Consider the following 11,353-nt stretch of genomic DNA (forward strand, 5'->3'; position numbering starts at 1 on the left):
CGTTCCTCTCAACCTAAAGCCTATCCGCTTCAAATTTTACCTAAAACTGATAGGTGGTGAGCGCCAGTACGCAGAATCTGAGACTTTGATTGCAGGGGAGTTTCGGGCGACGCTTCACCTCAGGTCCGTTTCGGAGAGGTTGCGCCGCCCAGTGGGATGAAAAGACTTAGCTTAGAGAACCCTTGGCTTCCTTCTTGGTTTTCTTTTCGGCTTTCTTTTCCTTCATGGTTTTCGCCGGTTTCTTCTTGGTTTCTTTCTTGGTGTCTGTACTTTTAGTCATGACTTTCTCTCCTCACGGTCCAACTGCGGTAGAACTGCCTTGCAGCAGCGAATTCAGCAGACAATAGAAAGTGACTTTATAACGGTCTGCTGGAAACAATAATCAGGTCTGTTGGATCAACTGGTATCAGCTTTGAACGAAACCGTTGGTAAACAACCGCGTTTCAATATGCTTGAGCTTTATGTCTCTATCCAGAGCAATACTTCGGACAGTTTTATCTAGCTGATTGATATGAAAAGGAACCTTCGGTAGGGTAAAATGTTGCTTACCAAAACGACATTTTAAATCCAATCCGAAGGTTCCCATGCTCCTAATAGACGCTGTTTTACAAAAAATGTCCTCCTGTAAATTTTCCTGTGATGGTGAGGGCTGGTAGCGTCAGGTTAGGGCGTTAACTGAATTTAACCCATTGATCTCAATAGGTGATGTTCATTTTATCTGCCTGCCCCACAGTTCAGATCACAGGAAAATTTACAGGAGGAAAAATTCCACAACCTGCATAGGAGAGCTATAGTAACTGGTATGTGTTTATATCGCAGAGTTTCTTTATATTTAAATCATCAATAATCTCATCGTGTTTAGGATAATCTCTTTTTCGCCCACTAGGATTAAAATTAGTGTTACTTACTCTAATTAAAAAATCAAACCCATTTTTTAGATTTGCAGGTCGTTTTATAATAATATTATTAGTATTTTGCAAAGTTGCTACAATATAATCATACCGTGATGCTAAATTACCACTCCCTGTCCCAGGTATTTCGTTCATAAAAGCATCCAGCACCCTCTTTCTAACATCATTTCTACTTCCAATATTTGAGAATGTCATATTTATTATTGTCATTTCCCCTCCTTACACAGATAACAAGTGATTATCAGGTTCCGCATATCCTGCGCCATAGCAAGATATACGGAAATAGAAGCGACCTAATACTTCTCCGCATCCGTAGCCAAGTATCCTTTCGCCATGCCTGCTACTCCAAGGTTCAAAGTCCGGCTATGGTGGGTTGCAAGGCGCTAACCGATCCTTTGAGGTCATATACGCTGCACTACAGCAAATCATACATTGGAACGATGTCAAGGTGCATGGATAAGCTGGCCTCCTCACGCGCACACCCCAGCAGGTCAACCTTGCGCGCCCACCACGCTGACCCCATTTCCTCTGATTGATTGGCATGGCCGCATGGGTTTGATAATCTATCGTTATGAAAAACCCCGCTTTTATATAACCATTAACGCTAACCTAATTCAAAATCCCATGACCAACGTACTCGAAGCAGAAAGTATCGAGATTCTCCGCGAAGCGGTCGCGGGCGCGGTAAATCCGGTGATGACCTATTCCATCGGCAAGGATTCCTCGGTGATGCTGCATCTGGCGCGCAAGGCGTTCCATCCCGCGCCGCCGCCGTTTCCGCTGCTGCACATTGACACCACCTGGAAATTCCGCGAGATGATCGCCCACCGCGACCGCACCGCCGCCGAGTTGGGAATGCGCCTGATCGCGCACACTAATCAGGAAGGGCTGGCGCAGGGCGTCAATCCGTTCACCCACGGCTCGGCCTACCACACCGATGTGATGAAAACTCAGGCGCTGAAACAGGCGTTGGATCAACACAAATTCGACGTGGTATTCGGCGGTGCGCGGCGCGACGAGGAGAAATCGCGGGCCAAGGAGCGCATCTTTTCGTTCCGCTCCGCCGGCCATCGCTGGGACCCAAAAAATCAACGGCCCGAATTGTGGAATCTGTACAACACCCGCATCCGGCCCGGCGAAAGCATCCGGGTCTTTCCGATCTCCAACTGGACCGAACTGGACATCTGGCAGTACATCATGACCGAAAACATTCCCATCGTGCCGCTGTACCTGGCGAAAAAGCGCCCAGTGGTGCGGCGCGGCGAGATGCTGATCATGGTGGACGACGAGCGGATGCCGCTGGAACCGGGCGAAATTCCAGAGATAAAATCGGTGCGGTTTCGCACCCTGGGCTGCTATCCGCTCAGCGCCGCGTTCGAGAGCGAGGCGGAAACCCTGCTGGAAGTGGTCGCCGAAACGCTGAACGCACGCTCGTCCGAGCGGCAGGGCCGATTGATTGACACCGACAGCATCGGATCGATGGAGCGCAAGAAGCAGGAGGGCTACTTCTAATGGATACGCGCATCGAACCCATCAACGATATTGCCCATTACCTTACCGCCCAAGCCACCAAACCGCTGTTGCGCTTTATCACTTGCGGCAGCGTAGACGATGGCAAATCCAGCCTGATCGGGCGGATGCTGTATGAGTCCAAACAGATTTTCGACGATCAGTTGGGGGCGCTGGAATCCGAATCGAAGCGCTATGGCACCCAGGGCGAGCGAATTGATTTCGCGCTGCTGGTCGATGGTTTGCAGGCCGAGCGCGAACAGGGCATCACCATTGATGTCGCCTACCGCTTTTTCGCCACCGACCGCCGCCGCTTCATCGTCGCCGACACCCCCGGCCACGAGCAATACACCCGCAATATGGCGACCGGCGCGTCAACCGCCGCGTTGGCGGTGATTCTGATTGACGCTCGCAAAGGCGTATTGACCCAGACCCGCCGCCATAGCCGCATCGTCGCAATGATGGGCATTCGCCAAATCGTGCTGGCGGTCAACAAAATGGATTTGGTGGATTACGACGAAGCGACCTTTCACGCCATCGTTGCCGACTACTGCGCTTTTGCGGCGCCGCTCGGTTTAACGTCGGTAACGGCGATCCCGCTGTCGGCGCTGGAAGGCGACAACGTGGTGACCAACAGTCCCAATACTCGGTGGTATAGCGGCCCGGCCTTGTTGGAACTGCTGGAGACGGTTCCACTGGATGAGCGCGATGAAACCGCGCCGTTCCGGCTGCCGGTGCAGTGGGTGAACCGTCCGAATCTGGATTTTCGCGGCTATTGCGGGCGGGTCGCGTCCGGGCGAGTTACCCCCGGCCAGCGGGTGCGGGTGCTGCCGTCCGGAGTGGAAACCACGGTGCGCGCCATTGTTACTTTCGAGGGCGAACGCGAAGTCGCGCTGGCCGGCGATTCGATTACGCTGACGCTGGCCGACGAGGTGGATGTCAGTCGCGGCGATGTGCTGGCCGACGCCGGTGCCGCCCCGGAAGTGGCCGATCAATTCGAGGCGCGGCTGTTATGGATGGCGGAGCATCCGCTGTTGCCCGGACGTTCCTACACCGCCAAGCTGCACTGCAAGGAAGTGGAAGCCATCGTCACCGAGATCAAGTATCGGGAGGACGTGAACAGCGGGGCGCAATTAGCAGCGAAGTCACTGGGGTTGAACGAGATTGCGGTGGTCAATCTCAGCCTGGCCCGGACGGTGGCCTTCGATCCCTACGCCAAAAACCGCACTCTGGGCGGATTCATCCTGATCGACAAGCTCACCCAGGAAACGGTGGGGGCCGGGATGATTGATTTCGCGCTGCGCCGCGCCGCCAATATCCACTGGCAGGCGCTCACCGTGAACCAGTCGGCGCGGGCGACAGCCAAGAACCAGCAGCCTTTGTGCCTGTGGTTTACCGGCCTGTCAGGATCGGGCAAATCCACCCTTTCCAATCTGCTGGAAAAACGCCTGCACGCCGAAGGGCGGCATACCTATCTGCTGGATGGCGACAACGTGCGGCACGGTCTGAACCGCGATCTGGGCTTCACCGAGGAGGATCGGGTGGAAAACATCCGCCGGGTGGCCGAAGTGGCGAAATTGATGGTCGATGCCGGGTTGATCGTGCTGGTGTCGTTCATTTCGCCTTACCGCGCGGAACGGCGACTGGCGCGTTCGCTGTTCGAGCCGGGCGAATTTGTCGAAGTCTTTGTCGATACGCCGCTGGAAGAATGCGAGCGGCGCGACACCAAGGGCCTTTACGCCCAGGCGCGGCGCGGCGAGATTAAGAATTTCACCGGCATCGACAGTGATTACGAAGCGCCGGATACACCAGAGGTACGGCTACTGACCGCAGAACGATCCGCTGAGGATTGCGTTGCTGAATTGGCGCAGCGGGTTCTGGCGGCTCAATGGCTTTCGCCTGAATATCAGATCTAGTCAGCCCGATAGCCAAGCAGGGTGCGCGCCACGCTTTTGTCAAGGCTTGAACCTGATGCGAAGCTTAAATAGGGGTATGCGACGCATACCCCTGAACGATGCTGTTCTACGCTTCCAGTTGCTGGCGCGGGCGGATGATCCGCAACGGGCGCTGGCGTTGCTGGAGCGGCTGGATCAGCCTGCCAGTCGGTGATCAAACCACCGCTGGCGACGACTACACTTGTCAGATCAATCCGCTGCTCTTCAGGAAAACTCTCATGGCGTTACGTTTGCTGCGATCCCTGTTCCGCACCGCACCCATGACGACAACAGGCTCGTTCGACGATGCGCTGATCCGGGAAGCCATCGAGCGGGTGGTGGACGGCACCGATCCCCGGTTGCGGGCGGTGAGTCATTACCGGCGTAAGCTGCGGGATGCAGTCGCCCACTCGGTGGATTATGTGGCGCAACAGGTGGCGACATTGCCGCCCGCGATTGAAGTCGGGCGCCGCCGCTTCACCACGGATCCCTGCTTGCGCGCCCTCTTCATCTCTCCCGATCACCTGAGGGAAGTATTGAGTTTCAGTCAGACCCTCCACAAAAATCCGCCAAAAGCCAGCTTCCCGTCTGCTGTATCCCCTGAACTCTATGCCGCGCTCAGCATGGAACGGATCGAAAAGACGATGCTGGGGGTGGAGTTGCAAGGTGACCTCCTCCGGCGGGATGTACCCCAAATGACCGTTAACTTCCGCAACCACCGGGTCGCATTTCCAACATCCAGCGAAACGGAAACCCGGCGGGAAATGATGAAGCGAGCCTTCGATTATCTGATTGAGGCCGCACTACAAAGCCTGACGGCTACCCGCACCCGCAAGCAGCAACTGCAACAGCAGCAACGCCAACTGCTCCAAAAGAAAGCCCAGGTTCTAAAAAGGGCCGAACCGGGTTTGGAAGCGCTACTGGCGAACCCGGCTCCCCGGAAGGCTGCCGAAACAGCCGCTATCGAACGGCAACTCCGCGAGATCGCAGCCGAGTTCAGCCAGCTTCACGCCGACTCAGCGACTCTCGATCACCACCTCGCTCAAATCGTCGCTACGCTGCGCCAGCCCGAAAGACATCTGCGGATGGATCGGGTTTCACTCACCCTTAATCACATGAATATCAAGGTATCCGGGGATAAGGCCAAGACTGCCAACACGCTGACTTTCGATGACGCCCTGATCGGTGCAAACCGCCGGATGACGGTGTTGCTGGTGCATTTTCCCCGGAGTGAACTGCTGGAGTCGCCGGACTTTTTTGATGAGGCCCAGCGGATTCTTTATCTGAACGGCCGCCCCAGGCTCACGACGTTATAGGTGTCATAAAAAATCATCAGCCCACTCCTGCGCCATCTGTCGAAAACCGATCGCTGGCAAACCAATCAAGCCTACCGCGCTTAAATTCGGTACCGTTCGCGGAGGTGAACCAGCAGGCCCTGCGCCGCCGCCTCGACCAGATCCATCACCCGCTCGAAGCCGCCCGCCCCGCCGTAGTAGGGGTCGGGTACTTCGCGTTCGGGTACCTCCGAAGCAAAATCCAAAAATAATTGAATCCGGGAATGCAGCTCCGGGTTCTGGCACAAGGCCAGCAAGTGGTTGAAATTATCCTGATCCATCGCCAGCACATAGTCGAAATCGGCCAGATCCGCCTCGGTCACCTGCCGGGCGCGGAGGCCGCGCAAATCCGCTCCCCGGCGCAATGCTGTCGCCTGGCCGCGCATATCAGGCGGCGCGCCGATATGATAGGAATGGGTACCAGCCGAATCGGCATAGATTTTTTCGGTCAGACCCACGCCTTCCAGCATCCGCCGGAAGGCGCCTTCCGCCATCGGGGAACGACAGATATTTCCCATGCACACAAACAAAACTTTGACCATCGCCTTCGCCTTTGCTTCCTCTGACCGTTGCGGCGCGGCAAACACCGCTCGCACCGCTTGCATGATTCTGGAACCGATCACCGTGGATGACCCCTCTCATGTTGCACCTTGATCCCGACAAACTGAAAACTCTGCTGGGCCGCTCCCTAAGCTACCAGGGTGTTCCCTGCCAGGTCATCGAAATCCTGGGTGAGGAATCACCGGATCTAGTGTTGCGCGACTTGCGCGATCACCAGGTGATTCAGCCCAATCAGTACGGCGACGCTGGCGGCTGGACTCCGCAAATGTTCACCATCCGCGTACTCAACGTCCACGGTGACCGCTTCAACCCCGATGTGCCGGAACTGGCGGCGCTCGACCTGTTAGCCTGATCTTTCCCATTCCGCCGCCAGTCGCGCCAGATCGGCCTCGGTATCCACACCAGGCGGGGGCGCTTCGGCGGCTTCGGCGACGTAAACGCCAATGCCGTGCCACAGCGCCCGCAGTTGCTCCAGCGACTCGGCCTGTTCCGCCGGTGCCGGCGTCAGTTGCGGATAGCGGCGCAACACCGCCACCCGGTAGGCATAAAGACCGATATGGCGAAACCAGGCGGTCTGTTCCGGCAACTCGGTCAATCGCTCCCGGCTCGCCTGAAACGCTTCACGGTGCCAGGGGATCGGTGCCCGGCTGAAATACCGCGCATAACCCTGCGCGTCTAGCACCACCTTGACCGCATTTGGATCAAAGACTTCGGCGACCTCGCGGATGCGGGTACACGCGGTAGCGATGCCGGCGGCGGGATGCTCCTCCAACCCCATCGCCACCTGCCGCACCAACGCCGGTGGAATCCGTGGCTCGTCGCCCTGCACATTGACCACGATGTCCTGATCCGGCCAGCCGCGCTGCGTCGCCACTTCCGCCAGCCGGTCGGTGCCGGTCGGATGATCGGGCGAAGTCATGCACACTTCCGCGCCGAAACTCTCGGCCACCGCGCGGATGCGCGGATCGTCGGTGGCAATCACCACTTCCACCGCGCCGCTGCCGAGTGCCCGCCGATAGACATGCTCGATCAGCGGTCGCCCCGCCAACAGCCGTAACGGCTTGCCGGGCAACCGGGTTGAGGCATAGCGCGCCGGAATCGCGATCCGAAACCGGGGTTCGGCCTCACCCACTTGCAGCCACCTCGTCATCGCTCAGTCGGCGCGCCTCGGCTTCCAGCATCACCGGAATCCCGTCACGGATCGGGTAGGCCAGCCGGCTTTGCTGGCAGATCAGTTCCTGCCGCGCCTTGTCGTACACCAGTGCAGCCTTGCTGACCGGGCACACCAGAATATCCAGCAGTTTCTTGTCCATGATTTGTTACCTCTTCACCGATGGAGGGCGTGGTCGGGAGCTGGCGCGCCCGCCGATTCACGCTGGAATGATCGCGCCGGATGCCTTTAGTCATCGCCACCGTCGCCAGCCGCTTGAGCAAATCTTCCTCGAACGCCGGTTCCAGTTGCGCACTGACCGGTACATACCAGCAGCCTTCCGGCGCGAAAGATCGACACTTTACCGCATCCTTCTCGGTCATCAGCACCGGCATATCCTGGGGAAAATGTAAATCTTCCAGGCGAAAAACATGATGGTCGGGAAAGGGATGCTCCAGGATGTGCAGCCGAACTTGGCGCAGATACTCGAAAAACCGCCCCGGATCGCCAATGCCAGCGACCGCATGAATGGTGCGGTGACGAAACCCGGCCAGCGCGGCACTAACGTAAGGATCGGCCAGACTTATCGCCGTGTCGCCGCGCAGGCACATCAGATACTCATTGCCCCGAGCTGCGCCATTGCCAACCACGAAATCCACCTTACGCAAGCGGGATAGCGGCTCCCGCAGTGGCCCAGCGGGCAGACAGGCCCCATTACCCATCCGGCGGAATCCGTCTACCACCGCAATCTCAAGGTCACGACGCAAGCGATAATGCTGCAACCCATCATCGCTAAGGATGACGTTGCAATCGTAAGCAGCGAGCAACGCCCGCGCTGCTGCGACCCGATCCGGTCCTACCACCACCGGACAACGGCAGCGCTGCGCCAGCAGCACCGGCTCGTCGCCGACCTGGCGCGGGTCGCTGTCAGCGACCACATGACGCGGCCGTCGCCGACCTGGCGCGGGTCGCTGTCAGCGACCACATGACGCGGCCATTGCTCCGACCGGCCGCCGTAACCGCGACTGATCACCCCGGGCTGATAACCGGCCTCGCGCAGCAGTTCCACCAGCCGCGCCACCAGCGGGGTTTTGCCGGTGCCGCCGACGCTGATGTTGCCGACCACAATCAGCGGCACACCGATGGCTTCGCTGCTGCGGAAACCGTAGTGGTAGAGTCCGCGCCGCAGCCGCACTGCCACGCCGAACAGCAGGCTGATGGGCCAGAGCAACACCGCTACCAGATTGAGGGAATATCCATAACGATCCAGCCAGTTCATGATTCAGGGGTCCGGCGACGACGCGGGTTTCGAGGAGGAAGGAATCACGGTTGACGGATTCGTGGTCGCAATCGCTAACTGTTTCAGGCCCAGTTGGCCGGCGACTTCCAGCACGGTCACCACCGCCTGATGGGGCGTCCGGCCATCCGCACGGAGCGTCAGCGGCACAGTGCGACCGTTGGCGAAGGCTTGTAATGCCACTTTTAACCCGGTGGCATCGGCAGTTTCCAATGCTTGTCCATTAACGGTGTAACGACCGTTGGCGTCAACATCCACGGTCAGTTGCGCCGGAGGATTCGGCAACAAGCGGCCTGCCGCCTCAGGCAGGCGAAGGTCCAGTGCCGATTCGGGCCGCAGGCTGGTGGCGATCATGAAGAAGATGAGCAGCACCAGCACCACATCAATCATCGGCACCAGATTGATTTCCGGCTCTTCGCGGCGGCGGGGACGCAGATTCATGGTTTCCGTTGCTCCGTGTCGGTTCCCGAATCCAGTAAATCCACCAGTTGCAAGGTTTCCTGTTCCATCCGCACCACCAGTTCATCCACTCGGGCATTGAAATAACGGTAGAACAGGACGCTGGGAATAGCGACAGTCAGGCCAGCGGCGGTGGTGACCAGCGCCTCGGCGATACCCACCGACAGCAGGCTGAAATTGCTGTTGCCCTGCATCGAGACGACTTGAAAAATCTTGATCATGCCCGCCACCGTACCCAGTAACCCAAGCAGCGGACTAATGGCCGCTATCGTGCCCAAGGTATTGAGAAACCGTTCCAGTTCATGCGTTACATGGCGGCCCGTGTCCTCGACCCGTTCCCGCAGAATATCCCGACTGCGCCCGCGACAGGCCAGCCCTGCCGCCACGATTTGGCCCAGCGGCGAATTCAGCGGCAAGGCGTCCAGTTCCGGCGAACTGACCACACCCGATTCCAGCCAGTGATCCAGAATCGCCAATAGCCTGGATGGCAGCACCCGCGCCCGCCGCAGCGCCCACAGCCGCTCGATGATGATCGTAGTAGCTACCAGCGAGCAGACCAGAATCGGTGCTATTAACCAACCTCCCGCCTTGATCAAATCAATCATGCGGTGGCCTCTTGGATTTTCCACATCATCATTTATCGTTGACCCACGGTCGCCAATGGAACCGGCGCATGATACTGGAGATTCAACCGACGAATCTTGGCCTTGTTCCCGATCACGGCACGGTCCAGTAATGGCGATGATCGCGCCGGTAGCGCTCCGGCGTCAGCGTCGCGCCCGGCTCCAACCGAAACGTGATTGCGCCTTCGTCGGAGGCATTGAGCAGCGTAGCGCCGCTGGCCTGATAGCGGGCCACAGTGTCGGGACGCGGATAGCCGAACCGGTTGTGATGACCGGTAGCGAACAGCACATAACGCGGCTGTACTGCATTCAGAAACGCCGGTATAGACAGATTGCGATGCCCATGATGCGGTGCGACCAGGATTTCAGCCGCTAACCCGGTTCCGTAATTGGCGGTGAGCGCAGTTTCAGCGGCAGTTTCAATATCACCCGGCAGCAACATCCGGCCTGCTGCGCTTTCCACCCGGAGGACGCAGGAGGCGTTATCGCCGCTGAACCCGGACGATGGCGGATGCAAAATAGCGAATTGCACCCCGTCCCATTCCCAAGTTTCACCGGCTCGGCACGGCTGCGCGCCCTCCATCGGCGTCTGTTCCGGCGCGGAGGTCAGAATGCGCATCACCGGCACCAATTCCCGCAACGACCGCACCCCACCGGTATGCTGGCTGTCGTTGTGGCTGATGATCAGCGTATCCACCTGAAGTGCGCCTTGTTGCCGCAGAAACGGGACGATCACGGCTCGACCGGCATCGAGCGTCGTTCCCAGTTTTGGCCCGGTATCGTAAACCAGCACATGATGTTGGGTTCGCACCACCGCCGCCAAACCTTGACCGGCGTCCAGCAGGGTAAACCAGACTCCGCCCGGCGGCGGCGCAGCGGTCGGCGGCCACAGCAACGGCAGGCACAGCGGCACTCCCAGCCAGCGGCCCGGCAAGCCGTGCGGTGCCAGCAACCACGCCAGGCCCGGCAATGCGAATATCAGCGTCCACAGCGGCGGCGCGGGCCGGTACAGCACCATGCCAGGCAAGCGATCCAGCCAAACCAGGATGTGCCACAAACCATCCATGGTCAGCGCCGCCAGTTCCAGCACCGCCGTTTGCACGGTGACGCCCAGCGGTTCGACCAGCGCCGCCAGCAGGGTCAGCGGCAGCACAGTGCAACCGACCCAGGGAATGGCGATGAAATTAGCCAAAGGCGATAACAGTGCGAATTGCTGGAAGAAAATCAGGGTCGGCGGCAGCATCGCCAAGGTGATATTGAGCTGTAAGCCGACGGTCTGGCCGAGCCATCGCGGTTCACGCCAACGCCCGCTAACGCTATAGAGAATGACTGCCACCGCCCCAAACGACAGCCAGAATCCGGCCAGTAGCGGCGCCCCCGGATCGAGAACCAGAATCGTCAGTAACGCCAGCGCCAGAATCCGGCTCGACACCGCGTAGCGCTGACCTATCAACGCGGCCATCGCTACCGCCACCATCAGGAATGAGCGCTGCGCCGGGACGGAAAGACCGGATAGCAAAGTGTACCCGCCGGCGCCGATCAAAGCGGCCAGCGCCGCCGCCCGAGTCGCCGGCC

Annotated in this window: 11 protein-coding genes and 1 pseudogene; 4 read left to right on the plus strand and 8 right to left on the minus strand. The window is 58.7% G+C overall.

Going from position 1 to position 11,353, the window contains the following annotated elements; genetic code table 11:
* Window positions 1–788 precede the first annotated feature (788 nt).
* The gene (locus tag BN874_RS24870; RefSeq protein ID WP_154725067.1) at window positions 789–1,121 is read right to left on the minus strand and encodes a hypothetical protein; all 333 of its coding nucleotides are present in this window, start codon (window positions 1,119–1,121) and stop codon (window positions 789–791) included.
* A gap of 414 nt (window positions 1,122–1,535) precedes the next feature.
* On the opposite strand from BN874_RS24870, the gene cysD reads away from it, so the two are divergent.
* From cysD to BN874_RS21395, 3 genes are all read left to right on the plus strand, one after another.
* Window positions 1,536–2,423, plus strand: a complete 888-nt coding sequence (gene cysD, locus BN874_RS21385; protein ID WP_034436972.1) for a sulfate adenylyltransferase subunit CysD — start codon at window positions 1,536–1,538, stop codon at window positions 2,421–2,423.
* On the plus strand, window positions 2,423–4,336 hold the full coding sequence (gene cysN / locus BN874_RS21390) for a sulfate adenylyltransferase subunit CysN (RefSeq protein WP_034436966.1): 1,914 nt from the start codon (window positions 2,423–2,425) through the stop codon (window positions 4,334–4,336). Before cysD ends, cysN begins: the two co-directional genes overlap by 1 nt.
* 257 nt (window positions 4,337–4,593) lie before the next feature.
* Window positions 4,594–5,670 (plus strand): hypothetical protein, encoded by a 1,077-nt coding sequence (locus BN874_RS21395; protein WP_154725068.1) that lies wholly within the window; start codon window positions 4,594–4,596, stop codon window positions 5,668–5,670.
* An 80-nt stretch (window positions 5,671–5,750) separates the two neighbouring features.
* On the opposite strand, the gene BN874_RS21400 is transcribed toward BN874_RS21395, so the two are convergent.
* Window positions 5,751–6,311, minus strand: coding sequence for a low molecular weight protein-tyrosine-phosphatase (locus BN874_RS21400; protein ID WP_320411490.1), 561 nt, complete (start codon window positions 6,309–6,311; stop codon window positions 5,751–5,753).
* Between the two features lie 5 nt (window positions 6,312–6,316).
* Here BN874_RS21400 and BN874_RS21405 point away from each other — a divergent pair, with 5 nt between their 5' ends.
* Window positions 6,317–6,601 carry a hypothetical protein gene (locus BN874_RS21405; RefSeq protein WP_154725069.1) on the plus strand — a complete coding sequence of 95 codons (285 nt, stop codon included), beginning with the start codon at window positions 6,317–6,319 and terminating at the stop codon, window positions 6,599–6,601.
* Here the strand turns inward: BN874_RS21405 and kdsB are convergent.
* The 6 genes and pseudogenes from kdsB to BN874_RS21430 form a co-directional block, all read right to left on the minus strand.
* The gene (gene kdsB, locus BN874_RS21410; RefSeq protein ID WP_051498184.1) at window positions 6,593–7,399 is read right to left on the minus strand and encodes a 3-deoxy-manno-octulosonate cytidylyltransferase; all 807 of its coding nucleotides are present in this window, start codon (window positions 7,397–7,399) and stop codon (window positions 6,593–6,595) included. The genes BN874_RS21405 and kdsB overlap by 9 nt on opposite strands.
* A complete protein-coding gene (locus BN874_RS24055) occupies window positions 7,374–7,562 on the minus strand; it encodes a Trm112 family protein (RefSeq protein WP_081756587.1) in 189 nt (62 codons plus the stop codon). The genes kdsB and BN874_RS24055 overlap by 26 nt, the downstream gene beginning before the upstream one ends.
* An 85-nt stretch (window positions 7,563–7,647) precedes the next feature.
* A pseudogene (gene lpxK, locus BN874_RS26570) lies at window positions 7,648–8,678 on the minus strand (tetraacyldisaccharide 4'-kinase); the annotation flags it as partial.
* 3 nt (window positions 8,679–8,681) lie between these two features.
* Window positions 8,682–9,137, minus strand: coding sequence for an ExbD/TolR family protein (locus BN874_RS21420; RefSeq protein WP_034436969.1), 456 nt, complete (start codon window positions 9,135–9,137; stop codon window positions 8,682–8,684).
* Window positions 9,134–9,760 carry a MotA/TolQ/ExbB proton channel family protein gene (locus BN874_RS21425; RefSeq protein WP_034436970.1) on the minus strand — a complete coding sequence of 209 codons (627 nt, stop codon included), beginning with the start codon at window positions 9,758–9,760 and terminating at the stop codon, window positions 9,134–9,136. Before BN874_RS21425 ends, BN874_RS21420 begins: the two co-directional genes overlap by 4 nt.
* A 112-nt stretch (window positions 9,761–9,872) precedes the next feature.
* Window positions 9,873–11,353, minus strand: a 1,481-nt coding sequence (locus BN874_RS21430) for a DNA internalization-related competence protein ComEC/Rec2 (protein ID WP_034436971.1), incomplete at its 5' end; no start/stop codon positions are given.

Origin of the sequence: Candidatus Contendobacter odensis Run_B_J11, assembly GCF_000531125.1 — a bacterium.
Classification (GTDB): domain Bacteria; phylum Pseudomonadota; class Gammaproteobacteria; order Competibacterales; family Competibacteraceae; genus Contendibacter; species Contendibacter odensensis.